We start from the raw sequence: 25,994 nt of genomic DNA, 5'->3' as shown, positions 1-25,994 counted from the left end.
CCTTATCCGATTAACGTTCTGTAAAGACCTTCCTGCGCGTACAGTTCCTCATGTGTTCCCTGCTGCACGATCCGGCCGTGTTCCATCACATAGATCCGGTCACAGTCCACGATGGTGGAAAGCCGGTGCGCTACAATCACGCAGGTGGTTCCCTTTTCCCGAAGCGCTTTCATCGCCCTGTCCTCTGTACGCGCATCCAGCGCGGATGTAAACTCATCCAGAAAAAGCATTGTCGGCTCATGCGCCAGCGCTCTCGCCAGCTCGATCCGCTGGAGTTCCCCTCCGGAGAAATTCCGTCCGTTTTCTTTCATCCGGACGCTGTAATTCTTCTTTTCCCGGCTGATCCGTTCATGAATCTGAGCATCTCTCGCCGCCAGAATCACTTCATAATCCTGAATGGTACTGTCCCACATCTTGATATTGTTATAGACGGAATCCTCAAACATCATCGTTTCCTGATCCACGCCGGACACAGAGGAATAAAAAACTTCGTCCGGAATCTCCTCCCGGCGTCGGCCTGAATAGAAAATCTCGCCGGACTCGGGCTGATAGAGGTCTGACAGAACTTTGATGAGGGTGCTTTTTCCGCACCCGCTCTCCCCGACAATCGCCACCATTTGCCCCGGACGAACCTCAATGCTGACATGATCCAGTGCCAGCCGGTCCCCGGCATGATAACGGTAACAGATATCCCTCGCCGAAAGTCCGCCCTCGAGTTTATCGACATTTTCCATCGTATCCGTCCGCGGGGACAGGCGGGGTCTTGTCGCCCGGCTGTTGATGTCATCGATCCGCTCAATATTGGTCCGCATGGTCTGAAGCATATCGACCGAACCCACACAGCGGTTGACCGATGTGATCATGTTTCCTAAAATTCCCTGAAACAGCGACATCCCGCCAAGGGTAATGTTTCCGTGAACCACAAAATACGCCCCCATAAAGAGTAATACAGCCTGAAGAAGGTTCTGGGAGAGCATGCTGATCAAATTGGACACAGCAGAATACCGGAACTGAACCATACGGTTTTTCTGATAACGGTACTGCGACCGGTACCACATATTGTAAAACGAGTGCTCCGCCCCGGACGCCTGAATCGTGTCAATCATATTCATCCCGTTCAGCAGTGATGCATTGACGGAGTTCCCGTTCGTGACCATGCTTCTGGACGCAATCGCCCTCTTATTCTGAACCAGCGTGCTCGAAAAGACCGATCCCGCCACAAGAAGCGCACAGATTCCGGCAATAAACGGTTGATAGCGGAACAGATATATGAGATAGACGATCGACATCATCATATCGATGCTTCTCGGAACCACGGCTTTCAGAATCGAGTTGTCCAATGTGATATTGTTCTCCATTCTCGAGATCAGATCATAGGCACTGTGTTCCTCAAAAAAACGGAGCGGCTGGCGGAAAATATTTTTGAACAGGCGGATCCCGGAAACGGCGGAAGCCTTCCGGCTGGACCGGTCGACATGACGGGTTTTGAGAATACTGAACATCACATAGAGTACCATGGCCGCCGCATAATACCGGATCAGCCCCTCTGCGCCATCCGAAACCACCGCCGTTCTGCTGCCCATGTGCCGGTCCAGAATCTGTTTTTCCAGATTCATCATAAAAACGTTCAGTGCAATACATCCGGCGGTATAGACCAGCATCACGGCCATCGGCCCACGGAGCGTTTTCAGCCGGCTGCTGATCTGGCTGAACAGCGTTTCTCTTCTTCCACCGGCCTGAAATTCCTTCGTCTTCCGGAATACCAGCACGGTTCCGGAAAAAAGCTGTTCAAACTTTTCCAGCCGGATTCCGTACGTCCCCCGGGCCGGATCGACGATACGGACCAGATCTCCCCGGATCGATTCGATCAGACAGTAATAACGCCTTTTCCACCGGACCATAACCGGAAACTCCTGATTTCGCAGCTCCAGGATCGTCATGTTCCGGATTTCTGTCTCCAATCCATAGACAAGAGCCGCGTCGGCGATCTGCTGCGGGCTGGACCCGTTCCGGGAAGACACGCAAACTTCCCGCATGTCACAAATCGGAACAAAATGCCCGAAATATCCCAGCATCATACACAAAGCGGTTGCCGCATTTTCACCGTTCTGCATCTGAATCATAACCGGTATCTTCACGTCTGTTTTCCTTCCCTCCTGATCCTGGATACAACAAAAGAGAAGGGGTATTTTGCCTGGCTGGACAAAACCGGCTTGTGCTCACAGCCGTTCTCAAAGCTTTTCATGTGAGCATGTCCGGTTCTCTGAGAACACGATTTCCGCACCCTTCTCTCATCTGAAATTATAATCCACGTCAGCCGTCAATACAACGGTATTCCATAGAATGGAGTTGACTTTTTTCAGCAATCCGTACATATTGTAATCGAAATCAAAAAACCGACCGTGTCATTTCTGTACACGGACATTCTGAAATTGAGATGAATATCTGGATAAAATGAAAAATAACGCGAATGGAATCTTTGACCGGGCTGCCGCTGTCGAAATCCGAGAGGATTTTCTGTCTTCCCGTCAGAAACAAAATAATTCAAAGCCCGAAGAATATGATGAAATGGCTTCTTATATACGAAGCAGCGCTGTAGAAAATGATCTGAACCGGTTAAAGCGCGGAGAATTTTTCTTTTCCGCGCCGCAGCATTTTCGAATTCCCAAAGATTTCAGCCAGCGCAAACGGGACATCTATGTATGGTACGGTACGGAAAAATATCTCCTGAGTCTGCTCTGCTATCTTCTGCGGGATTATGACTCGATCTTTTCCCCCTGTCTCTATTCTTTCCGTTCCAAAATGAATGCACACGATTTTATCCGAAAGCTGCTGCGTTGTCCGGACACCCGGAAGTATTACATCGTCAAGGCAGATATCTCCAGTTATGCGTCTTCCATTGTCCCGGAACAGATTCTTCCGCAGTTAAAAAAGATCTTTCAAAATGATCCCGGAATGTATTCCCTCTATGAGTTTTTACTGCTCCGGCGGGAGTGTATCGAAAGAGACGGTTCCCTTGTAAAATGCGAACCAGGAATTCTCGGCGGCAATCCGCTCTCCAATTTTCTGATGAATGTTTGTCTCATGGATCTGGATACGTATTATGAATGCCACTCTCCGCTCTACTGCCGTTATTCGGATGATCTGATCATCTTTGCCGAAAACCGCGCAGAGGCAGAGCGGTATATCTCTTTTTTTCAATCCGTCCTGAAGGAAAAACATCTGACGGTCAATCCGGAAAAAATGCGTCTCATTGAACCGGGAGAACAGGTGGACATTCTCGGTTATTCCCTGAATCAGGGAATCCTCGACATTGCCGATCATTCCAGGCAAAAACTTCTGCGCAAAATCCGCATGCACAGCAAGCGGCTGATTCTCGCAAAAAAAGAACGGCATCTGACCGACCGGGAAGCGGCTGTTCAGATGACCGTCTATTGCAATAATCTTTTTTTCGGCAAAGCGGGAAGCAATGAACTCAGCTGGAGCAGATGGATTTTCCCGGTCATTAACACCATCGCATCCTTAAAGGAAATGGACCACTACGCACAGGAGGCAATCCGCTATGTATACTGCGGTTCCTTTTCCGCAAAGCGCTATCGGCTCCGCTACCGGGACCTCCAGAAAATGGGGTACCGAAGTCTGGTCCATGAATACTACCATTTCGAACGCTGAACGGGATCTGCTTACGCCTTTTTGTTCACCATAAGCTCCGCCGCGGAAGAACCGTTTACCATATATTTCAGCTGATACTGACGGATCGTCATCTCGATCCGGGAATCCGTCTTTATCTCCTCCGGAAGCTGTTTCAGAATGGTCTTCATATCCTCCATCAGGAGGGAAATGTTCGTATTCTGGGTAAGAATCACCTGCGCCATGCTCTTCATGATTCCGAGTGTGTTGCCCCGGTTATCGATCAGAAACTGCTCCAGCTGCGCCTCTCCCACTTTCAGAATCAGAGAATCCTCAATGGCGACCGCGGTATAAACCTGCGGTTTGCCGGTGAGCATGGAAACCTCACCGAAAAATTTATCCGTGCCCAGAATTCCGAGAATATTTTCCTGCTCCTCTTCATAATTGACATAGAGCGCAACTTTCCCTTTCAGCACTTTATACATATACGGATTGATTTCATTCTCGCGGAAAATCACTTCTCCGTCGCAAAATTTCCGCATATTTCCGCCTGTTGCTTCCTGACCCATATCGTTTCTCCCATCCGCCGATTCGCTCCGGAATCTCCGGTCCGTCCCGGAATTCCTTTGCCGTTTTTGCTGTTTTTCCCGTTTTTGCTGTTTTTCCCGTTTCTTCTGTTCGCCCGCTTTGTTACTCTCCCTGCTCCACCTGTTTGATCTCGCTCTCGGACGCGTTCTTCAGAGAATATGTGTCAAACACCGGCTCGTCCGGGAGTTTCAGTTCGATGGAATTAATCTTATCCAGAAATGCCGTACCACGCTTCATTGCAATCTCAAAGACATGTCCGCCGCATTTCCGGTCATCCGACACAAAGTGAAAATGCCAGCCGGCCGCATTGATCCCGTCCATATAATCCGGATAATACACACAGACCAGAGATCCCTTCACATTCTCAAAGCAGAAGGATTTCTGCGTTTTGGACAAAATCGTCTTCAGCGACACATGCATGGAACGGTAAGATGACTCCGACCTCGCGTCAATCATCGGGAACTCTCCATCAATCCGGATCACATGCATACTGTTGAGTCCGAATCCCTCTTCGATCCGGTTGTTAAGCTCCGACTTCAGTTCAGCGGCGCACCGGGCCTCTCCCATCTCGAAGGTGCGGCTCCGGTTCATATGACAGACCGCCGAAAACGGAACACCCTTTGCGGAATCCGCGACCACAACCGTTCCGTCTTCGGTTGCCCGGTAGCAGACGCCGTCCAGAACGATCATTTCCCCGTCCACGTCCTCAAAAGTCCCAAGGCCCGTATCACCGTGCTTCAACAGCTCTTCCACGGTGATCACCGGTCTGGAATATCCCAGCATCAGCGCCTGAAGTGTGGAAACCTGAAACATTTTGATTGCGTTCATATGTCCTCCTCTTTTATCATCCGTCTGTTGCGATGGAAATGATACTTCGATGATGTGCATAACGATGCGTAATTCCTTTGGAAATCCTGAGATTCAACAGCCATAATAAATCTCGTTTCTATTACGGGATTATTCCGGGAGAATATGTTTTACCCTTCATTCTGTCCAGATGGCAAATTCTCAATGTATCTGCATTTGGGATAACTGGAGCAGCCCCAGAAATGATTTCCCTGATAACTGCCTCGTTTTGCGGTCCTCATCACAAGCCGATTGCCGCATCTTGGACAGATTCTGACGGCGTCTGCATTCTTTGCAATATCTCTTTCCAAAACATTTCCCTCGAGGGACGATGGCTGCAATACATTACTGCCGGAATCCGGATTTGAGTGCTCATCTGCCTCTGCTGCCCCGCACGCAGTAGCGTCGTATTCTTCGGACTCCGTTTCTGCCGCTACAGTCTTTAATTCCCCCGTTTCTGCCCCATCTATCTTTGTGACTTCGTTTTCTATCCCCCCGGACGGTATCTTTCCGTTCGCGGATACTTCGATTCCTGTCACTTCGCTCTCTGAGCCGTTATGCTCTGCTGTATTTTCTATCTCTCCGTCCACCGAACGTGATTTTATAATTTCTTCCGCTTCCTGATTCGTGGGATCATGCTCCACAGCGTTTTTGAGCTCAACGAATTTCGCAAGATAATCCGTCCGGTCTGCCCGATTCATCTCCAGAATACTGTTGCCAAAGTCCAACAATTCCTTTTTTTTGGATTTTACATCCGATTTCATCTGCCTAAGCGTATTGATCAGCTGATCCGCCCGGATCACTTTTCCGTCAAGTTCTCTCGGAGCATAGCGGTCATTAATCAGGCTCTTCGGATTTGCCAGTACAACCAGCGATTTATTGTAGCGCTGAAAGTAAAATTCAAATCCCCAGCGTACAAACTTGCCTTTATTAGCCGACCGACAGTTTTTATACACCAGCATATGGCGTTCGTTCTGTGTGACCGGATTGTAGATACCTTCTTTGAATCTGTGACCATTATAGGAAAAGGTTCGAATGAAATCCCCTCTTGAGTTGATCTCAATATCTCCATAAAGATTCTTACATTCAATAAAGACCGTTACGTACGGAGTCAGTACAATGAAATCAATCTGTGCTGTATTTCCCTCCGGATCGACCAGACATATATCATGAAGAACCACCAGATTCATACCGCTGTTCTTCAGTTCAAACATAATTCTGTCTTCTCCAGCGATTCCGGCCTTTACGACAGCTATTTCCTTTTCAATTTTCTTATATAACGGAGTGTCCTTCTGTACCTCGTTTTGTAAATCCAACAGTTTTTCAAGGTACTCTTTTGCATCACTTGATTCTTTGAGAATCACCACTTCTGGACGTTCAAATAATGCCATTGTTCTGTTCCTCCGGTCCATCATATATTTCAAGTATAACACAGAACAATGGTGATATTCATGAAAAGAGCCCGAAAGTGCTGCATGCACTTTCAGACTCTTTTCACCGTCATATATATCACTTCTCGTCGCTTACCTCAAAGATATAGAACTTCAGATAATACGAATCACCCGCGCCCCAGAGGATCGGATGATCCGGTCCCTGTGTGTTGAACTGGAGCTGGCGAAGGCGCTTGTGTGCGCTTCTTGCCGCCTCGGCGATGGTCTTTGTGAAGAGTTCCTGCGTCATGAAATGTGAGCAGGAGCAGGTTGCAAGAATGCCGCCGTCCTTCACGAGTTTCAGTCCTCTCATGTTGATCTCGCGGTAGCCGCGGATCGCATTCTTGGTCGCCTCTCTGGATTTGGTAAATGCCGGCGGATCGAGAATTACGACATCATACTTCTCTCCCTTTTTTTCCAGTTCCGGAAGATAATCCAGAACATTCGCACATACAAATTTCACCGTCTGATCCAGACCGTTCAGCTTCGCGTTCCGCTCCGCCTCTTTCACCGCGAACTCAGAGATATCCACCCCGGTGACTTCCCTTGCACCGCCGAGTCCGGCATTCAGGGCAAAGGTTCCCATATGGGTAAAGCAATCCAGAACCTTCGCTCCCCTGCAGAGCGGCTGCATCGCCAGACGGTTCATCTTCTGATCCAGGAAAAATCCGGTTTTCTGTCCGTTTGCGACATCAACGATATACTTCACACCGTTTTCGCAGATTTCCACATTCGGATCAAATTCCTCCCCGATGAATCCCTTCACCGGAGCAAGTCCCTCTTTCCGGCGGACCGGCGCATCGCTTCTCTCATAAATACCGCGGATTCGGATTCCGTCTTCCGCAAGGCATTCTTTCAGATCGTCCAGAATCATCATCTTCAGACGGTCAATGCCGAGAGCCAGGGACTCGACCACAAGGACATCCTCGTACTTATCAACCACAATTCCCGGAAGCCAGTCTGCCTCGCCGAAGATCACACGGCAGGAGGAGGTGTCAATCACTTTTTTGCGGTAATCCCATGCTTTTCTCACTCTCTCCCGGATGAAGTCCGCGTCGATCGGCTCCTTTCTCCAGCGTGAGAGCATCCGCACACGGATCTTGGACCGGCTGTTGATAAAACCGTATCCAAGGAAGAAGCCATCGAAATCTTCTACTTGGATAATATCACCATCCTCAAAGTTTCCTTCCATGGATGCGATCTCGTTGTCAAACACCCATGCACCGCCTGACTTGATGGTTCTTCCTTCACCTTTCTTCAGAATCACCTTTCCGTCTTTTACCAAAGATTCTGCCATATTCATTCTTCAATGGTGCTTTTTGTGACAAAATCACCATATTCCTTTCTTTCCGTATTTGTCTCCGGATTTTTACCAATCCTCTTCACACTCCGGCATTTCGGTTTCTGAATCTGTGCCATACGCGAAGCATCTTCCCATTCGTAAAAACCGGCATTCATTCCATAGAGTTTACTACATCTGTGCCTTTTCTGCAAAACAATCTCATCACAGGTTCATACATTGTGCTTTGTAAGAACAAGATACAGCACGCTTGGCGAATTTCGGAGAAATTTCCTATGAAATAAAAACAGCCCGGCCGGTGCATTTCTGCACCGACCGGACTGGTCTTATCTTTTCTATCGCGGTTCCCGCTGCTTATTTCTTTCCGCTGAGCATCTCATCGATTCCCTTCGCGCCCGCTCTGCCGGCCTGCATCGCCAGAATAACGGTTGCCGCGCCGGTTACCGCGTCACCGCCGGCAAATACGCCCTTGCGGCTGGTCGCGCCGGTCTCTTCCTCGGCAACGATGCACTTTCTGCGGTTGATCTCCAGACCCTTAGTGGTCTTGGAGATCAGCGGATTCGGAGAAGTACCGAGGGACATGATGACCGCATCGCACTCAATCTCGTACTCGGATCCCGGAACCTCCACCGGTCTTCTTCTTCCGGACTCATCCGGCTCGCCGAGTTCCATCCTGATGACACGGATTCCGCGAACCCAGCCCTTCTCGTCAGTCAGGATCTCCACCGGATTGGTCAGAAGCTGAAAAATAATGCCTTCCTGCTTTGCGTGATGAACCTCCTCGACTCTCGCCGGAAGCTCTGCCTCACTTCTGCGGTATACGATATGTGTCTCCGCACCAAGACGAAGAGCGGTTCTCGCCGCATCCATCGCCACGTTTCCGCCGCCGACGACAACACACTTCTTCGGCATCATGATCGGAGTATCGTACTCATCCAGATATGCACGCATGAGGTTGTTTCTGGTCAGGAACTCGTTTGCGGAGAATACGCCGAGGGCGTTCTCACCCGGAATTCCCATGAACTTCGGAAGGCCTGCGCCGGATCCGATAAATACCGCGTCATATCCTCTCTCTTCAAGAAGTTCGTCAATCGTGACGGACTTGCCGATGATCACATCAGTCTCAATCTTTACGCCAAGCTTTGTCACTTCCTCGATCTCCGGAAGAACGACTCTTGACTTCGGCAGACGGAACTCCGGAATACCGTAGGTCAGTACGCCGCCCGGCTGATGGAGTGCCTCAAAGATCGTCACGTCATACCCCTTCTTTGCCAGGTCGCCGGCACAGGAAAGGCCGGACGGGCCGGCACCGATGACTGCAACTTTCTTTCCGTTGGCCGGAGCCTTTGCCGCCTCAACACCGCCGTTTGCGCGATTGGTATCCGCAACGAAACGCTCCAGCTTTCCGATGGAAACAGCCTCGCCCTTGATTCCGCGGACGCAGACGCCCTCACACTGGGTCTCCTGCGGACATACACGACCACATACTGCCGGAAGACAGGAGGACTCTGCGATGACACGGCCGGCTGCCGCAATGTCGCCGTTTTTGATCTCACGGATAAATCCCGGAATGTCGATGTTCACCGGGCATCCCTGAACACAGCGCGGATTCTTGCAGTCAAGACATCTCTCCGCCTCTGCCTTTGCTTCTTCTTCATTGTATCCGAGGCAGACCTCTTCAAAATTCTTTGCGCGCACCAGCGGGTCCTGCTCACGTACCGGTACTTTCTTCATCATATCTGCCATTAGTCTTCACCTCCGCACTGTCCGCAGCCGCCGTGATGGGTATCGCCTTCCTTCAGCTTGAGCATCGCTCTTCCCTCCTGGGTCTTATAGAGCTGCTGACGCTCCATTGCCTCATCCCAGTTCACTTTATGGCCGTCAAACTCCGGTCCGTCCACGCATGCGAACTTCACGTCGTCACCGACGGTGAGACGACAGGCACCGCACATTCCGGTTCCGTCCACCATAATCGGGTTCATGCTGACAATGGTCGGGATTTCGAGTTTTTCGGTTGTCATGCAGCAGAACTTCATCATGATCATCGGACCGATCGCAACGCACACATCATAGTGTTTTCCCTGATTCTTCACAAGATCCTCGATCAGTGCGGTAACCATTCCCTTGAAGCCCTCGGAGCCGTCATCCGTCGCAATATAGAGGTTTGCGACCGACTTCATTTCCTCTGTATAAATCAGGAGATCCTTATTCTTTGCGCCGATGATGACATCACACTCAATGCCGTGATCGTGCATCCATTTTGCCTGCGGATAAACCGGAGCGGTTCCGAGACCGCCTGCCACAAAGAGATACCGTCTCTTTTTCACTTCCTCGATATCCTCCGTCACAAAGTCGGACGGATTGCCGAGCGGACCTACGATGTCTGCGAAATGATCACCGGCCTTGTATCTGCTCATCTTCTCGCTGGTCGCGCCGACCGTCTGGATAACCAGAGTCAGTGTCTCCGCCTCACGATCGAAATCGCAGATCGTAAACGGAACACGCTCCCCCTTCTCATCCGGTCTGACAATGACAAATTCTCCCGGCTGACATGCATGAGTGACATTCGGTGCTTTGACTACGAGACGAAAGATTCGCTCGGCCAGCTTTTCCGCCTTAAGAATCTCAAACATTGATTTTCCTCCTGTTTTTCGGATGCATCGTTTCCTCTCCGTAGAGTTTCCAGCCGCCTTTCCCCGTTTTCTGCGTTTTCCGGAAAACAATCCGCGGATTTTTGCCCCGCGCGGTATTTCCTTCGAACGCATTTTCCCCTATAATAGTGAACGGCAAAATGCTTCCTAATCCAAGTGATTATAGATAACGTCGCTATTATAACACAGTTTTGTGAAATCCGACAGAATCTTATCATTCCTCATTTCTATATCATATAACGTTTTGGTTATGGAAGAATATTGTCCGACGATTATTAATTCCCGGAAAGAAAGAGGTTCAGACCATGTTTAAAAATATTGATTCCACAGGAAAAACGGGCCGTCATTTTGCGATGATCGCCTGCGTTGACCAGCAATGGGGTATCGGCAAGGACGGGCGCCAGCTCGTCACCATACCGGAAGATATGCAGATGTTCCGTCGCGCCACCATGGGGCGGATCGTGGTCATGGGCCGCAAGACCTTTCAGACCTTCGGGGCCATGCGTCCTCTCGAGGGCCGACTCAATGTCATTCTCAGCCAGAATCCTTCCTTCAATCCGAAAGACGCCTATGTTGTATCGGATCTCGAAGAAGCGCTGGACATCATTGACCGGCTGAAAAAGGAAAATGATCTCGGCGACGAGGACGTCGTCATCATCGGCGGCGGCGAGATCTACCGTCAGTTTCTTCCGTACTGCGACCAGGCGCTGATCACCCGGGTCGAATACACCTATGACGCCGACACCTTCATGGTGGATCTGGAAAAAGAGGGCTGGAAGCTGGAAAATGAATCCGACGAGCAGACCGCATTTGATCTGATCTACCACTACCGGCTGTATGTTAAACCGGAGGAGGAGTAAAGTTTGAAAGAAAACTTTCAAACTTTGATTGACGGCTCAAATAGACAAGCAAGCTTGTCTGCTTGAGCCTGGAGGACAAAAATATGAATCGCTCTCCTTACTGGGATATCGTAAAGGGAATCGGCATCCTTGCCATCGTAATCGGCCATACAGGGCTCGCCCACCGGTTCCTCTATCTCTTCCATGTGGCTCTCTTCTTTTTTATAACCGGCTTTCTATACAACGAAAAAAAATATGCCGGTAATCCCTGGGGATATTTTGCGGCCCGCGTCCGCGGCGTCTGGCCAAGATACATGGTATACACGGCATTTTTCGCCCTGATCCATAACTTCTGCGTGACCCACGGGATTTATCGGGATCAGCCGATCTATTCCCTCCCGCAGATACTGGGTTCCATATTCACCTCCGTCACCTTCCAGTGCCCGGAACCGCTTCACGGTGCCCTGTGGTTTGTCCCGGTCTGGATCACCTCCGCGGCACTCTTCGGCGGCTGCGTGTGGGCGGGAAATGCGCTGTCTGCCAAGTTTAACCGCGCTCCTTCCGCGAATGACTGTGCTCCGGCAAGAGACAGGGCGGAGACCTGTTCTGATTTTGCCGCGGAGAAACCGGCCAAACTCCGATGCTGTGCATCCTTGTCCGCCGGCATTTTCGCAATGTTCTTCGGTCTTCTCGGTCTTCTGCTTGCAGCGGGAGCTGTCACTCTGCCTCTGAATATGCATGCCGCGGCTCTTGCCGTCCCGCTCTACTGGATGGCATGGATGGTTCAAAAATATCGGCCGGACTATCGGAAATTCATGTTCCTCCCCGGATGGATTGTCAGCGGCGTTTTCCTTGAAATCATGCAGAGAATCGGCTGCCGGGTCAATATCGCCGTTCTGAACATTCCGGGCGTACTCTACTATCTCTTTTCGCTGGTGGGTGCCTATCACGTTCTCAGCCTTGCCGACTTTCTTGAGAAGCACCGTCTTCTCCGGCCTCTGTCCAACATGATGGCAGCGTTCGGGAAGTACTCCTTCGATATCATGGCGCTGCATTTTGCTGTATTTAAGATGATCGATCTTCTTTACTGCAGACTGATTCTGCATGCGTCACCGGATGGTCTTTCCAGCCTGCCCGTCGGCTTTCATTTTCTCACTCCGGTCTACATTGTTGCAGGCGTACTGATCCCGACACTGTCCGGAACAGTGCTTGACCAAATAAAAAAGAAATACCATTAACCCAATATTTCTTCCAAACGAATCTTTCGACATACCATCTCGTTCTCCGAACATACCGCCAGCGCGCAGTGCTGAAATCTCCGTGACATCACCCGAAGTTCCTCCGCCTCCTGCCATCTTCCGTCACATCGAATTCCGCTAAAATCCGTCCTTTCCGCCGGATACTGCAGTCCCACGCCCAGATATTTTCCGTATGCCTCCTTCAGGCTCCACATCCTCGCCAGTTCTTTGCATTTCAACTCTTCCTCCCGGATCGATTCGGCTTCCTCCTTCTCCCTCTGCGTCAAAAACCGGCCTGTCACCCCATGAAGGAGCGGCGAAAAATCCTGCACATCCACGCCGATTTCTTTCCGGTCTACCCCACAGGCCACTGCGGTATCACAATGGGACAGATTGAACCGGATCTCTGAACCGGATAACTTTGGTTTTCCGTATTCGGAATATTCAAACTCCGGCATTTCCGTGATCCTATACTCCTTCTTCAGAGAAAATCGCAAGAGAAGCCAGGAGAAGACACACAGCGCCCGGTCCTTATAGAACCGGTACTGCATCGCCTTCTCCTGTCTCTGCGGATTCAGAAGCGGCATCCATTCCTCCAGAGAAATATTCAGATGCGCAAAGTCTGCCTCCACCACATATATCATTTACTTGCCGCCTTGATCTACACCGCACTGATTACGTTATTCCGTCGCCCTGATCACACCTGTCGGCCATGTTACTCTGCCGCCTTGATCTCTTCCACCAGATTCAGTTTCCGGATCCGCCCGGAGAACAGCTGATTGATCATCACCGACACGGTAAAGGTGATTGCAAACGCCAGGAAAATGTATCCGGGGCTGCACTTTGTCGGAATATCCATGGAGTCACCCAGAGAATTCACCAGCGCAGACAGCATCATTTTCCCCAATGGTATACCCAGAAGCGCTCCAATGAGTGCCACATAGATGTTCTGCTGCAGCATCAGCCTGCCAAGGCTCCGGGAGGAAAGTCCCAACACCTTCAGTGTCGCAATCTCCTTTTCTCTCTCTTCAAAACTCAGAAGCCCAAGGCTGTAGAGAACCACAAACACCAGAAGAAGGGCAAACACCAGCATAAACGCCATCACCATGTTCACCAGTTCCATATAATGATCCAACGCCGACGATAAGCCTTCTCTCGTGGTAACATCCGCAATGTACGGCGATTCCGCCTTCAGAGCTTCCGTCACATCCTCCTGTGTCAGGAGTCTTGTGGGCGTAAAGGAATATCCCGCCGCCTCCACTGCTTTTCTTCCTGCCACAATTCCCTGCTCAAAGGGCGCTCTCGTGATGGCAGTCACCCGGCTCGTTTTCCATCCGGCAGAACCGTAAATGTGCCACTCCACAGTGTCGCCGACGGAAACGCCAAGGCTTTCTGCCGCCTTATAGGTCAGAGTAAAATCTTCACTGCCGATCTTTGACGTCCGGAAGTCGAGATCCAGAACATTACAGATCCGGCCATCTTCATAGACATTCATATGGAATGTTCTCCTGTCCGCACTCTCCGACGTGCGAAGCTCAACCGTATCGGACATGACCAGTTCCCCGTTCACCTTATCACGAAGCCGTTCCGACTCCCGGATATCGGTATCTTTTTCCAGTGTGATCATGGCCGAATTGTTCATCAGTTTTTTTACATACAGGTCTTCGATCGCGCCCTTGAAATCCGCTCTGGACGCAAAGGCACACAGAAGAAGTGCCATACAGGAGAAGGTTCCGGCGATTCCGAAGAGGGTTCTCACCTTATTTCGGGAGACGTCTCTCAGATTATACCGGGTTGTAAAACTGAGTTTTTTCCAGAAGTACATTCTTTCCAGCAACATTTTCTTTGCGCTCTTCGGCTGCGCCGGCCTCAAGGCCTGCGCAGGCCTTATGGCAAGGATCTTCCGGCAGCTGAGCCAGGTGGCTGTCACGCAGGCAAGAACCATCAGTGCACCGAATACCGGAAAATACCACGGGATCACCAGCGGGAACTCCGGAAGCATGTATTCGGTAGACGAATCCATGTAAAACTTCATTGCAAAGAGGTCCGGAGAAAGCGATACCGGTCCCACGATCAGTCCGAGAAGCGTTCCGATCAGGGATGGAACCAGACCATATCCGAGATAATGCATATAAATCTTCCGCTCTTTCAATCCCAAAGCTTTCATGGTTCCGATCTGGGTGCGCTGCCGGTCTACAATTCTCGACATGGTAGCCACCGTCGTGAGTATCGCGATGACCGCAAAAAATGCCGGAAACATCACGGACATCATCCGGTGCTGACGGATCTCGTCATCCAGCATGGTGAGATTGGTGATGCCGCTTCGGTCCAGCAAAACATTATACCGGTCTCCGAGAACGCTCCGGATATCCTTTTCCAGCATGCTGACTTTTTCCGCATCGCTTCTAAAAACAATCTGGTTGAAGGCTGTTTCTTCCGAAAGCACCTTCATGGAAGCGAAGGCATATCCCGTGTCATGATAATCCGGTTCAAGATCTACTTCATTTTTATAGTACTCATATTCCGGCTGCCAGATGAGGCCTTTCACCCGAAGACGGAGTTCCTTTCCTTCCGCTGATACCGAATAGTCATCTCCGACGTGAATTCCCTGTTCCGCCGCAAATCTTGCGGAAAGCCAGATTCCCTCGGAATCCTCCGGATCATATGCTTCGCCTTCCAGCACCAGCGGCCTGTTGATAAGATCAGCATGCTGGAAATAGAGATAGAGAAGGGTGTCGTCACTTCCATGGATCTCCTCATATCGTCTTCCCTGGGCGTTGCTGATCCCGTGGATCTCATTTAGTTTTCCGAGATCACCGGATGTAAAATCATCCCCGAAGATCCAGCCATTCCCCAGTTCTGCCTCGGATTCAAATCTTGTTCTGGCCGCTTCCACACCTTCGACTTCGCTGGCAACGCCGGAGAAGAAACTCATCGCAATAAATGTAAGAATAATGATGGACAGGAACTGACCGGCATGGCCCCTGAAATCCCGAAGCATTTTTCTGAAAAGCATCAGAGTTCCACCTCCCCGGCGTCCATGGGATGCTCGTTTACTTCAATCGAAACGATCTTTCCGTCTTTCATCCGAAAAACTTTATCCGCGCACTTTGAAATGTTCTCATTGTGTGTAACAAGAATTGTCGTCTTGTTCTTTTCTCTGCACATTTTCTGGATCAATCTCAGTACTTCTTTTCCGGTCTCGCTGTCCAGCGCTCCGGTGGGCTCATCCCCCAAAATAAATTTTGGGTTTTTGGCAAGGGCCCGGGCAATGGAAACTCTCTGCTGCTCGCCGCCGGACATCTGCGTCGGAAATTTATTCCTTTTTTCTTCCAGTCCCACAAGTTTCAGCATCTCCTCCGGATTCAGGGCTTCCGGAACGATATCTCTCGTCAGCGCCACATTCTCATATGCCGTCATCGAGGTGATCAGATTGTAAAACTGGAAAATGAAGCCGATATCCGTCGCACGGTAATCCGAGAGTGCCTTATCCTTCATTCCGGAAATAACTCTGCCATCCACACGGATTTCTCCCGACGTGGGGCTGTCCATACCGCCAAGCATATTCAGCACGGTGGACTTTCCGGCTCCCGACTGTCCGAGGATCACCGCAAACTCGCCTTCATTCAGACTGAAACTCACGTGATTCACGGCATACTGTCTGTTCTCTTCACTGCCGTACACTTTGACAACATCTTTAAACTCAATAAAACTCATGCTGCAAACTCCTTACAAAACAACCATCTCTTCATCCTCTTCCTCCGGCATGACGCAGGGATCCTCTGTTTTTTCGTGAATATGCCGAAGAAGCCCGACAATAGTCGGATACTTTACCAGTTCCGCCGCACTGACATTCACTCCCAGTGTGAGACGGATCTTATCCAGCACTGACGGAACTTTCAGGGAATTTCCTCCCAGAGAGAAAAAATCGTCCTCCAGCGATATGAAATTTTTATCCATGTCGAGAACATCCGAATAGATAAACAGAAGAAGATTCTCCTCATCACTCAGTTTCCGCCCCTTCCACCGTTCCGGAATCTTCTCAGTAGCGATATCGTAGATTCCGTCGGCATAATTTTTCCTCAGAGTCTTTCCATCGATCTTTCCGATGGATGACACAGGGAATTCCTCTTTTTCCAGCCAGAGAATCCGCTGAAAGGAAAAACCGTATACCCGGGACATCCCGGAGCGGATCGCTTCTTCTGCCGTCTCCCTCCGGTCCTGATCCTCTTCATCCGTTTTGGAAATGAACAGGATCAGTTCATCTGCGGCATTTTTCTGATTCTTCACCGTCAGAACTTTGAGGATGCACTGCGGATCATCCCGGTCGGATTCCGCCAGAAAATCTCTCACACTGTTTTCAATCGCACCGATACTATAGTTTTCTCCGTTCAGGATATAGATATCCGATTCCCTCCCGGTAATAATGAGTTCTCCGTCCCTTCGCTCTGCCAGATCTCCCGTGATAAACCATTCCCCGTCAAAATGCTTCCGGTGTTCCTCGTCCGTTTCTCCCAGATAAGAAGTCAGCACCCACTGTCCCCGAACCTGAAGCATGCCTTCGACGCCATCGCCGATTACATTTTCGCCGTCCTTTACGATCCGGACTTCCAGCCCGTCCACCGGTCTTCCGATGGAGACAAGGCTCCCTTTTTTCACCTTTCCGAAATCAGGATTATAGATCGCACCGTTACAAAGTTCCGTCATGCCCCAGCCCGGAATCAGCGCCGATCTCCGTAAACCTTTCCGGTTTAACAGCACAAGGCACTGTTCCGTCATTTTCCCGTCAATGGCCTCTCCGCCATCGATCAGGCATTCCATCCTTTTGAGGGAAAGATCCTCCGCTTCAATTTCTCTTTCCTTCTCCAGAAGCAGCCGGAAGAAAAAATTCGGTGCAAAACTCATGCTCACCCGGTATTTGGAAAAATATTCCAAAAGCCGTTTTGGGTCAGAAAGAACATAGGTGGTATTGACATGGATCTGCTCCGCGCCCAGAACACCGGCCCCCATATGAAGCAGCATCAGCGACGCGATATGTTCTAACGGAAGCCAATTGAGAAATACCGTTTCGTTTGTCAGTCCGAAAAAGCGAATATTTTCCATGCAGCTTTCCATCACCATCCGATGGGTCATTTCGACGCCTTTGGGTTTTCCCGTGCTGCCGGAGGTGAACAGAATCAGGGCCGGATCGTCCGCACGGATATCCGCGGCATGCGGCATCACGTCCTGCGGAACCGATTCCTTTAACATCCCATTCTTCCTTCCGGCACCGCTCCATCCGGACCCGGTTCCGGGAGCGAAAACCATCCGAACACGCCGGCTGACGTAAGGAGAAATGCTTCTGTTTTCCTCCTCACCGGTCAAAAGATACTCCGCTCGGCTGATATCCAAAACATCCTTTAAGCGCTGCGTTTCCTGTCTTCCCTCGATATACTCTCCCACTTGCGGGAACGCCAGCGGAACCGCACATCCTCCCGAAAGAATCACTCCCCAGATTCCTGCAAGCTGACCGATGCTGTCCCGGAAATCCACAATGACTCTTTCGCCTTTCTTAAGTCCGCTCCGTCTCAGTTCGCCGGCGACTGACTCCGCCCTTTCCGCCAATGTACGATAAGTGATTTCCCTGACTGTTCCGTCATGTCCGATACTGCGGATCCGTTTATCGTTATCACGCCAGTTCCCCATACAATGGATCAGCGTGTCAAACCTCTCGTTCATAAACCTTTTCCTTTATGCTGAACAACTTTCCATTTCTCTTGAAACAATCTCCCCGATCCGCCTGGATTCCTCTCTGATAAAAAAATGATTTCCGCTCATCGGATACAGTTCAAATTTCGGTGCAAAGTACTTCAGCAGTCTGATATTGCGATATTTAACCTCCCGGTCTTCCCGGGAGGCAAATGCGACAATCCCACACTGCACCTTGTGATACGAAAACCGATAATTCTCGATAAGCTTGTAATCATTGACAATGATCGGCTCATAATTCTTCCATAGGAACTCATCCGCAATCACACGCTCCGGCACACCATTGGACTTTCTCATATAGGTCACCAGCTGATGCTCATTCATGCTGCTGACCTCCACCGGCTTTTTTTCCCGAAAAATGGAGGAGGCCGCCATAAACAGTCTCACCGGCTTTACATGAAACCGTTCGTAGAGTTTTGCAGTCAGCTCATAGGCAAGAATTCCGCCCATGCTGTACCCGAAAATTCCGAAGGGCTTATCCAACAGATCCTTCATGGCATCACAGAGTTCAGAAATGATCTTCTCCACATCCGAGCAAAGAGACTCATTCCTGCGATTTTCCCTCCCCGGAAGCTGAATGGGGCAGACCTCGATCTCTTCGTCGATATATTTGCCAAGCCCCGCGTACATGGACGCCCCGCTTCCCGCATAGGGGAAACAAAAGAGTCTGTATCTGGCATTTCCGGCCCCCGTACTTCTGTACATCCATTTATCTTTTGCGGACATTTTGTGTCCCTCCCGAACGTGAAATGAAATAGCAGCTCCCCCTGAGCCTTCCGTCACGAAACATAATAAACTTCATTCGGTTTTCGATAGAATTCCGGCGGTTCCTCAGACGGAATTCCCACTGCCATCACGGCCCATACAATGTGGTTTTTCGGAATCGTGTATTCATCCAGGAGCTGCCTTATCTCCGGTTCATCCGAGATATCCATGAGCGGATTCAGCCATACACTGCCAAACCCACAGGACTCTGCTGCAATCATGATATTTTCTGCCGCAACGCCCACATCCTGCACCCCGTCCCGGTTCCTTCTGTCATTGGAGATCAGGATGAGGAGCGGCGGATTTTCAAAACCATGAAAGGATGTATGCTTTCTTTCCGCTGTTTCCCCGCATATTTTCTTCAGTCTCTGAATCTCCAGCGGATTCCGGATCACGGTAAATCTTCTGGTCTGAAGATTCTTTCCGGAAGGAGCTGATTTTCCCACCCGGACCAGCATATCGATGACGTCTTCCGGAACCTTCTCCTCTGTGAATTTCCGTCTGCTCTTTCTCCCCAGAATCGTCCGGATGACGGAATTGTTCAGATCATACGCCTGACCTCCGGCACCGTCAAAACCGTTTTTCCGATCCGCTTTCTCTCCTTTTCTTTCTGCCACGCCGGAAGCGGTGTTCGCCGCGTTTTCCGCATAGGATCTGCAAAAACCGGCAATCCCCTCCACACCGTTTTCTCTGTATGCTTTCTTCAGTCCCCTGCGGTCCGTCTTCTTCATGTAATTTTTCGGAATGCTCTTTACTTCAAGATACTTTTTGGGAGCCCGGAACACGCCCACCTTGCCGGTAACCAGCCGGTTAATGGTCTCTTCATCCATATGCGCCCCATCGGAAAGTACATACAAAAGCATTGGAACCTCACCGAGAACTCCCTCCTCATCCGGTATTCCGATGCAGGCACATCCATTGATTTCCCCGCAGTCAAACAGCGCATTTTCTATCTCGGAGGGGGCCACCTTCTCACCGCCCATGTTGATCACGTCATCTGCTCTGCCGAGAATGTAGTAGTAACCGTCTTCATCCCGGTAAACCAGATCCTGCGTGATCAGCCATCCATTCTGAACCGACTCCCGATAAACATCATCCTGTCCAAAATACCCCTTAAAGATCATCTCGCCCCGGATGGCAAGTCTGCCGGTATTCTTCTCGCCAACGCCGTCCAGATATGTTTCCTCCTCATCGGAATAGATGCCAAGCTCAATGTGATCCAGAGCCTTTCCCGCCGCATGAATCTTTTCCGGATGATCATGAAGGTTGAGGAAAAGACAACCGCCGGTCTCGGAAGATCCCCAAGTGTTGTGAATCTCGGTGTCCGGCAGAAGTTCCAGAAGTTTTTCTCTCATGCTTACCGGAACCGCTCCCGCACTGAACTCAATGTAACGAAGTCCTCCGAAAACTTCTCTGACGCCTTCCTCTCCGATCTCCCGAAGCACGGACTCCATGGTTGCCGATACGCATGCCATGGCATTACAGCCGAAGGACCGGATACTGTTTTTCAGTGAATCCGCAAAGATGGCACCGCTCTGAAGAACCACGGTAGCGCCGACCCAAAGAGCCGATCTCAACACACGCATTCCGAAAGAATGGTTCAGGGGAAGCGGCAGGAGAACAACATCCTCCTCCCGCATTCCGATTCCATTCACCGTGTTTCCTGTATTGCAGATCATTCCGGAAATGGAATGCATGGCTGCTTTCGGCTTTCCGGTGGTACCGGTGGTAAAAATGATCTCACTGATGAAGTCGTCTTCCGGCCGTTCATACGAAACGGCACAGTTCCACTTTGCCGCCTCCTTTCGCATCTCCTCATAATATCTGCGCTTTCCTTTCACCGTTCTCCTATCGTTTTTGGAAAAGTACATCGAGGCGTCCAGGAGATCTGCGAGGTAATCGAGTGTCTCTGTCTTTATTCCCCGCTCCACCGGCGCGGTTACGGCGCCGATCCGCTGAAGCGCCAGATAGAACAGGATATAGGACGGCTCAGACACCGCTTCCAGAAGGATCCGGTCTCCTTTTCGGACTCCAATGGTGCGTAGATATCCTGCCAGAACCGGCACTTCTTCGCAGAGTTCTCCGTAGGTCACGGTCTCTTTTTTGGTCCGGATGGCCACCTTATCTTTTCTGTCGTGAAATGTTTCCGTTAAAACCTCTGTCAATGTCTTCATCAGACTGCCTCCAGGATCTTTACTGCCAGTTTCTCGATGGTCTCATAATCGTAGATTTCAAATATGTCGAACTTTTTATGAAAATGCTCATTGATCTCATCCGACATGGACTGCATGATCAGGGAATTCCCGCCCAATGAGAAGAAGTCTTCGTCATGTCCGATGCTGCCGTCAAGATTAAACGCCTTCCTCCAGGCTTCCTCCAGAAACTCCTCCGCACTGAGAACTTCCGCACTTTTTTTCTTTGATGCCGGCTTCCCGTCTTCACCGGTAAGGTCCGCAGATGCGGTACCTGTGATGCCAGGCACAGATTTCTTTTTGACTCCTTCGCTCCACGGAACCGCCGGGGCCAGAATCTCAGCGGAGTACGCACTCTGCACGGTTACCGGAACAAATTCATTCTCTGTTCCAATTCCTTTTACCGGAACCATCCAGTCCGGGTGTTCCAGATAGTTTTGCAGTTCATTCTCATTCCGCAGTGTTACGATTCTCACCGCCCCCCGGAATACATGCCCTTTCAGGGTTCCGTCACCGAAATCAAAGACCGTTACGGCGCTGTCTTTTGCCAGTTCTTCGATTGCACGGATCGCCTTCGAATCATCTTCTCCGGAAGGTTCCGCTGATCCCGCAAGGTTCGCCCGGAAACGCGATTCACTGATTCTTCCCTGTTTGAGGCCAAGAATGGAACGTCCGTTTTTATCCGCCACGATCACATCCGGAACGATATGCTTTTTCTCAACAAACTTAAGCATGGCAAGTTTATAATCGGCATCAATGTCTCCCGAAACCGGGGTAAAACTCTCCCGGAACGACGAATCGATGTACGGAAAGAGATTCAGATCCACGTCGGCATTTTTTGCCGATTTCAGAAGGAAAACCTTTTTCTGCGGCAGGAACGTCTGCGGTGCGTCCGCCGGCACACCCGGCACAGCGATTGCCGGCCCCGCCGGAGCGGCAACACCCTGCACATTCAACGATGCTGCAGCCGCATTCACCGGCTGTTCTTCGGTTTTCATTTCCGCCCAGTGTCTTCTGTCCTCAAATGGGTATCCGGGAGCGGATACTCTTCGACAGCCGAATCCCTCATAACAGCCTTCCCAGTTTACGGAATGCCCGGTCTCGTACCAGAATTTCACAAGACGGCCAAGTTCCTCTCTTTCCGAGACAAAGAACACATCGATATTGTCTTCCGACTCAAAAACGGACATTCCCCTGTCATCGGTAAAATCGATCAGGAGAAGCTTATTTCCCCTGTTTTTGCTTCGGATCTGCTGATAGAATTTCTCATAACCGGTCTGGTAGTCCGCCTCACGGCGAATTGTCGCAAACTCTTCCGTCCCGATCTTTCCTTCCTCGTGCTTCACCGCTGCGGCAAACACCTTATCCACAAGGAGCGTGCTGCTCTTGATTCCCATGGCAAGAAGTTTTTTGTAAATATCCAGTTTCCTTTGGATATCGGAATCAGCGCAGGTCTTTACCACGAAAATCACTTTGCATTTTCCCTCTGAAACCTTCACCGGTTTTGCATTCTCGATCCGGTTTTTCAGATCGGTCACATCATGGAACGGAACCACTGAACGGAAACCATAATCGTCTCTTCCGGCATTCAGTGTATAGATCATATCCGTCAGCCGGGCTGTATCATCCAGCGCATCGACGATATTTCTCTTCATCTTTTCAAAGGCAGCTTCCGTTCTGGCCGATATCTTAAGGACCGCCGGCGGGTTGACATCGGATCTCTTTTCAATTCTTTCCTCATCGACATAATTTCTCACGACCAGATGCGCATTGCAGCCACTCAGCCCAAAGGAACTGATTCCGGTCATTCTCGGTGTATTTTTCTCCCAGTGATACACCTCCTGTTCCGGCATCAGAGAAGTTTCATCAAACCGGATCAGTGGATTGAGTTTTCTCAGCCCGGCGATGGGATACGTCTCCTGATGCTCGTATCCTGTCATGACCTTGATGATGGAAGCCATTCCGGACTGGGAGAAGAGATGTCCGATATTCGCTTTTGCGGTACTGAGACGAATCGTTTTTTTGTCCAGTCCTTTTTCCTTCAGGGCATCGGTAATGCTCTCGATCTCCACCGCATCCCCTACCGGCGCCCCGATTCCATGGGCCTCCAGTTCCGTCAGCTGATCCGCATCAACGCTGTCCCACGCCTTCAGGAGAACGTTTTTCTGCTGTTCCATGCTCGGCATGGAAACGCTGGTGCAGAGCGCACCGTCGCCATTTACCGCACCGCCCAGGATCACGCCGTAGATATGGTCACCGTCCTCTCTGGCTTTTTCCAATGGTTTCAGCAAAATGTAACCCCCGCCTTCTCCGCAGACAGTGCCGTTGGCACCTTCTCCGAAAGATCGGATGGTATAATCCGGCGACATGATACCCAGCGTGTCATACATATTGTTTCTGGCTTTCGGAACATCCACATACAGGATCACGCCTCCGACAATCGCGCTGTCAATTTCCCCAAGGGTCATTTTCTCGCAGGCGTTATGGATGGCGATCAGCGCGGAAGAACAACCGGAACTGATGGAGACGTTCTCTCCCTGAAGGCCGAGGTGGTATCCGATCTGCCCGCTCAGCATAAAACTCTGACTTCCGATAACCGAAGCGGATGACTGCTTCTTTACAAACCGGTTATAGTCACTTTCTCCGTCTGCGACAAATACCCCGCAGTTCTTTCCCCGGAAACTCTGAAGAGAATATCCGGCATCCAGGATCGCTCCCGCTGCCATTTCAAGGGACAGCCTCTGTTCGGGGCTCATCAGTCTCGCTTCTCTGTCCGTCACGCCGAAAAACTCATTGTCGAATTTATCAATATCTCTGATGTAACCGCATTTCATGTAATGCGCTTCATGATCTGCGTTCATAAGATCCAGTCTTGCAATCTCCGGTTCCCTGATGGCACAGGTTTTTCTCTTCAGGATTTCTCTGTATTCAGAAAGATCGGATGCAAAAGCAAATCTTCCGCTCATGCCGATCACCGCAATGTCTTTATACCGCATCTTCTTCGTCCCCCTTAAATCGCGATCAGCTCATATCCTTCTTCCTGATCAAGAAGTTCCATGGTATCCAGCGTAACGTCCTTTCGCATATAGTCACCAAAGGTCCTGTCCGGATAATTTTTCAGGAACCGGAACGCAAGCTGCGCGTTGCGCAAAAACGTTTCGGCATGTTCTCCGAATCTTGCAACATCCGTGATGACTCCGATGGAAAGCTTATCAAATCCGATGGGAATGAGAAGAATGCAGAGGAATTCCATAGTTCTCGCAATGTGTACATAATCCATCTGAACCGGCTCCCCGTTAAAATAAGGCAGTACATCCAGATCATCCAGGTCCTCATATGCGACAACATACGGAATAGAGCCAAGCGGCGTCTTTCCTGCCACATGCCGATTCTGATATCCGTCGCCGATTTTTTTTCTCATCAGCTTGTTGAGCTCACCGACCGTCATGTCATCATCGAAGATTGCCCGGTTGGTCAGCATTCTCGTAATACAGCCGAGAGTATAACGGTATTCCGCGTCCGGACGGTTGGAAATTGCATACTGGGTCATGGTATCATTCGAATCATTGGTCTTCGCAATCGCCATATGCGCAATGAGCATCATGATGTTGAACACGCTGGTCCGGAATTTTTCCGCCATTTCTTTCAGTTCGGACTTTTCAAAGATAATCATGAGATCGTCCGGGTTGATATCCGTTCTTGTCTGAACCGGAAGTTTACTGAAATCAACCGGTTTTGCGCCCTGCAGTTCTTTTGCCCAGTAAGCATCCTCATGAGCTGCCCCCTCAGACTTGAGAAACTCAATTTCTTCTCCCATAAATTTCGAGAATTCCGAACTCCCCTCGAACAGAACTTCTCCGCCGTTGTAAACAGAATACAGAGATTTAAGAGCGATCATGATCGAACCAAAATCAAGAAAGGCGTGATGTACGGACATATACAGGATGTGGTAATCCTCCTGCAGATTATAGACTTTAAAGAAATATTGTCGCTGGTCTTTCTCAAACAGTGCAAGCGGCTGAACCGTCAGTTCTTTGGCAATTGCCGCCACCTTTTGAAGTTTCTCCTCCAGAGTATCTCCCTCCACGTCCTCGTCTTCCAGAACATAGGGCACATATTCCTTTTCATTGGCAAAGAACCGGTTATCCTCCACGGAAAACCAGGTGTTCATGATTTTGGTGGACAGAATCTTCTGAAGGGCATCTTCCAGCTTCTTTTTGTCAAACTCCCCCTTCAGATGCATCACAAACGGAATATTCATGGTCGCCTTGTCTTCTCTTGTCTGCCCAAAGTAGTGGGTCATGGCCATCATCATGGTCAGAGAACTGATCTCGTATTTTTCCATATCTTCCTTTCTTTGGTTAGTCATTTGTAATTCAATGTTTTTAATTAGCTTATACTAACTGTAATGTTCAGGATTATATCACCGTAAATTGTCGAATTCAATACTTTAAAACAAAATATTTTTTTGAATCGGATAGGGGAGATTTGACACTCCCCTTCCACACCACCGTACGTACCGTTCGGTATACGGCGGTTCAATAGTTTACACGAACTTTTAGATAGTGGGCTGATAAGGATGGATATCCGAGTCTGACCACTATTATCGTTTTGGTAAGCGCTGTGTTTAGCATCATCGCCGCTCTCCATGTGCCTTTTCTACAGTTAGCCAGTTCATGTACCTTCCATTCTGGCAAGTGTAGCGCCCTCAGCATCTTGTACCTCGTTCGCACCTTTTTCCATTGTTTCCAATACACTGCCCGGATT

18 protein-coding genes are annotated in these 25,994 nt (G+C 50.0%); 3 read left to right on the top strand and 15 right to left on the bottom strand.

Translation table 11 applies throughout. The annotated features are described in order from the left end of the window. Positions 1-2: 2 nt before the first annotated feature. The gene (locus tag BMW41_RS06940) at positions 3-2,123 is read right to left on the bottom strand and encodes a peptidase domain-containing ABC transporter (protein WP_177171183.1); all 2,121 of its coding nucleotides are present in this window, start codon (positions 2,121-2,123) and stop codon (positions 3-5) included. Positions 2,124-2,568: 445 nt separating this feature from the next. On the opposite strand from BMW41_RS06940, the gene BMW41_RS06935 reads away from it, so the two are divergent. Further along, positions 2,569-3,672 (top strand): reverse transcriptase domain-containing protein, encoded by a 1,104-nt coding sequence (locus BMW41_RS06935; protein WP_177171182.1) that lies wholly within the window; start codon positions 2,569-2,571, stop codon positions 3,670-3,672. Between the two features lie 11 nt (positions 3,673-3,683). On the opposite strand, the gene BMW41_RS06930 is transcribed toward BMW41_RS06935, so the two are convergent. The 6 genes from BMW41_RS06930 to BMW41_RS06905 all read right to left on the bottom strand — a co-directional run bounded on the left by BMW41_RS06930 (position 3,684) and on the right by BMW41_RS06905 (position 10,427). Further along, a complete protein-coding gene (locus BMW41_RS06930; protein ID WP_074649461.1) occupies positions 3,684-4,199 on the bottom strand; it encodes a cyclic nucleotide-binding domain-containing protein in 516 nt (171 codons plus the stop codon). Positions 4,200-4,320: 121 nt separating this feature from the next. Next, the gene (locus BMW41_RS06925) at positions 4,321-5,046 is read right to left on the bottom strand and encodes an acetolactate decarboxylase (RefSeq protein ID WP_074649460.1); all 726 of its coding nucleotides are present in this window, start codon (positions 5,044-5,046) and stop codon (positions 4,321-4,323) included. A gap of 149 nt (positions 5,047-5,195) precedes the next feature. Continuing rightward, the gene (locus tag BMW41_RS06920) at positions 5,196-6,455 is read right to left on the bottom strand and encodes an NERD domain-containing protein (RefSeq protein WP_074649459.1); all 1,260 of its coding nucleotides are present in this window, start codon (positions 6,453-6,455) and stop codon (positions 5,196-5,198) included. Between the two features lie 118 nt (positions 6,456-6,573). Continuing rightward, on the bottom strand, positions 6,574-7,791 hold the full coding sequence (locus BMW41_RS06915; protein ID WP_074649458.1) for a class I SAM-dependent rRNA methyltransferase: 1,218 nt from the start codon (positions 7,789-7,791) through the stop codon (positions 6,574-6,576). A 357-nt stretch (positions 7,792-8,148) separates the two neighbouring features. Beyond that, positions 8,149-9,540, bottom strand: coding sequence for an NADPH-dependent glutamate synthase (gene gltA, locus BMW41_RS06910; protein ID WP_074649457.1), 1,392 nt, complete (start codon positions 9,538-9,540; stop codon positions 8,149-8,151). Beyond that, on the bottom strand, positions 9,540-10,427 hold the full coding sequence (locus tag BMW41_RS06905; RefSeq protein ID WP_074649456.1) for a sulfide/dihydroorotate dehydrogenase-like FAD/NAD-binding protein: 888 nt from the start codon (positions 10,425-10,427) through the stop codon (positions 9,540-9,542). The genes gltA and BMW41_RS06905 overlap by 1 nt, the downstream gene beginning before the upstream one ends. Positions 10,428-10,750: 323 nt before the next feature. On the opposite strand from BMW41_RS06905, the gene BMW41_RS06900 reads away from it, so the two are divergent. Then, on the top strand, positions 10,751-11,305 hold the full coding sequence (locus BMW41_RS06900; RefSeq protein WP_242870305.1) for a dihydrofolate reductase: 555 nt from the start codon (positions 10,751-10,753) through the stop codon (positions 11,303-11,305). A gap of 83 nt (positions 11,306-11,388) precedes the next feature. Beyond that, entirely contained in the window at positions 11,389-12,522 is a 1,134-nt protein-coding gene (locus BMW41_RS06895) for an acyltransferase family protein (protein WP_074649455.1), read from the top strand. Here the strand turns inward: BMW41_RS06895 and BMW41_RS06890 are convergent. From BMW41_RS06890 to BMW41_RS06855, 8 genes are all read right to left on the bottom strand, one after another. Beyond that, entirely contained in the window at positions 12,519-13,166 is a 648-nt protein-coding gene (locus tag BMW41_RS06890) for a 4'-phosphopantetheinyl transferase family protein (protein WP_074649454.1), read from the bottom strand. The two genes, BMW41_RS06895 and BMW41_RS06890, sit on opposite strands and share 4 nt — an antisense overlap. Before the next feature lie 71 nt (positions 13,167-13,237). Further along, positions 13,238-15,538 carry an ABC transporter permease gene (locus BMW41_RS06885; RefSeq protein ID WP_074649453.1) on the bottom strand — a complete coding sequence of 767 codons (2,301 nt, stop codon included), beginning with the start codon at positions 15,536-15,538 and terminating at the stop codon, positions 13,238-13,240. Further along, entirely contained in the window at positions 15,538-16,239 is a 702-nt protein-coding gene (locus BMW41_RS06880; protein ID WP_074649452.1) for an ABC transporter ATP-binding protein, read from the bottom strand. The genes BMW41_RS06885 and BMW41_RS06880 overlap by 1 nt, the downstream gene beginning before the upstream one ends. Before the next feature lie 12 nt (positions 16,240-16,251). Further along, complete coding sequence (locus BMW41_RS06875) at positions 16,252-18,240, bottom strand: non-ribosomal peptide synthetase (RefSeq protein ID WP_074649451.1); 1,989 nt, start codon at positions 18,238-18,240, stop codon at positions 16,252-16,254. 12 nt (positions 18,241-18,252) lie between these two features. After that, positions 18,253-18,996: a thioesterase II family protein gene (locus tag BMW41_RS06870; RefSeq protein WP_074649450.1), complete on the bottom strand. Its 744-nt coding sequence runs from the start codon at positions 18,994-18,996 to the stop codon at positions 18,253-18,255. A gap of 53 nt (positions 18,997-19,049) precedes the next feature. Further along, positions 19,050-21,209, bottom strand: a complete 2,160-nt coding sequence (locus BMW41_RS06865; RefSeq protein WP_074649449.1) for an AMP-binding protein — start codon at positions 21,207-21,209, stop codon at positions 19,050-19,052. Continuing rightward, a complete protein-coding gene (locus tag BMW41_RS06860; RefSeq protein WP_074649448.1) occupies positions 21,209-24,223 on the bottom strand; it encodes a type I polyketide synthase in 3,015 nt (1,004 codons plus the stop codon). The genes BMW41_RS06865 and BMW41_RS06860 overlap by 1 nt, the downstream gene beginning before the upstream one ends. A 14-nt stretch (positions 24,224-24,237) precedes the next feature. Then, positions 24,238-25,572, bottom strand: a complete 1,335-nt coding sequence (locus BMW41_RS06855) for a condensation domain-containing protein (protein WP_074649447.1) — start codon at positions 25,570-25,572, stop codon at positions 24,238-24,240. Positions 25,573-25,994 lie beyond the last annotated feature (422 nt).

Source organism: [Clostridium] aminophilum (genome assembly GCF_900101295.1).
Taxonomy (GTDB): Bacteria; Bacillota; Clostridia; order Lachnospirales; family Lachnospiraceae; genus Clostridium_R; species Clostridium_R aminophilum_A.
The sequence above is the reverse complement of the archived record's forward strand: the minus strand, read 5'-3'. Positions and strand labels throughout refer to the sequence as shown.

What these genes read in the sequence shown, in the direction of transcription:
- BMW41_RS06940 (WP_177171183.1), bottom strand. Translation starts at nt 2,123, where the DNA reads ATGATTCAGATGCAGAACGGTGAAAATGCGGCAACCGCTTTGTGTATG.
- BMW41_RS06930 (WP_074649461.1), bottom strand. Translation starts at nt 4,199, where the DNA reads ATGGGTCAGGAAGCAACAGGCGGAAATATGCGGAAATTTTGCGACGGA.
- BMW41_RS06860 (WP_074649448.1), bottom strand. Translation starts at nt 24,223, where the DNA reads ATGCGGTATAAAGACATTGCGGTGATCGGCATGAGCGGAAGATTTGCT.
- BMW41_RS06915 (WP_074649458.1), bottom strand. Translation starts at nt 7,791, where the DNA reads ATGGCAGAATCTTTGGTAAAAGACGGAAAGGTGATTCTGAAGAAAGGT.
- BMW41_RS06855 (WP_074649447.1), bottom strand. Translation starts at nt 25,572, where the DNA reads ATGGAAAAATACGAGATCAGTTCTCTGACCATGATGATGGCCATGACC.
- gltA (WP_074649457.1), bottom strand. Translation starts at nt 9,540, where the DNA reads ATGGCAGATATGATGAAGAAAGTACCGGTACGTGAGCAGGACCCGCTG.
- BMW41_RS06905 (WP_074649456.1), bottom strand. Translation starts at nt 10,427, where the DNA reads ATGTTTGAGATTCTTAAGGCGGAAAAGCTGGCCGAGCGAATCTTTCGT.
- BMW41_RS06895 (WP_074649455.1), top strand. Translation starts at nt 11,389, where the DNA reads ATGAATCGCTCTCCTTACTGGGATATCGTAAAGGGAATCGGCATCCTT.
- BMW41_RS06890 (WP_074649454.1), bottom strand. Translation starts at nt 13,166, where the DNA reads ATGATATATGTGGTGGAGGCAGACTTTGCGCATCTGAATATTTCTCTG.
- BMW41_RS06885 (WP_074649453.1), bottom strand. Translation starts at nt 15,538, where the DNA reads ATGCTTTTCAGAAAAATGCTTCGGGATTTCAGGGGCCATGCCGGTCAG.
- BMW41_RS06935 (WP_177171182.1), top strand. Translation starts at nt 2,569, where the DNA reads ATGGCTTCTTATATACGAAGCAGCGCTGTAGAAAATGATCTGAACCGG.
- BMW41_RS06925 (WP_074649460.1), bottom strand. Translation starts at nt 5,046, where the DNA reads ATGAACGCAATCAAAATGTTTCAGGTTTCCACACTTCAGGCGCTGATG.
- BMW41_RS06920 (WP_074649459.1), bottom strand. Translation starts at nt 6,455, where the DNA reads ATGGCATTATTTGAACGTCCAGAAGTGGTGATTCTCAAAGAATCAAGT.
- BMW41_RS06900 (WP_242870305.1), top strand. Translation starts at nt 10,751, where the DNA reads ATGTTTAAAAATATTGATTCCACAGGAAAAACGGGCCGTCATTTTGCG.
- BMW41_RS06865 (WP_074649449.1), bottom strand. Translation starts at nt 21,209, where the DNA reads ATGAAGACATTGACAGAGGTTTTAACGGAAACATTTCACGACAGAAAA.
- BMW41_RS06870 (WP_074649450.1), bottom strand. Translation starts at nt 18,996, where the DNA reads ATGTCCGCAAAAGATAAATGGATGTACAGAAGTACGGGGGCCGGAAAT.
- BMW41_RS06880 (WP_074649452.1), bottom strand. Translation starts at nt 16,239, where the DNA reads ATGAGTTTTATTGAGTTTAAAGATGTTGTCAAAGTGTACGGCAGTGAA.
- BMW41_RS06875 (WP_074649451.1), bottom strand. Translation starts at nt 18,240, where the DNA reads ATGAACGAGAGGTTTGACACGCTGATCCATTGTATGGGGAACTGGCGT.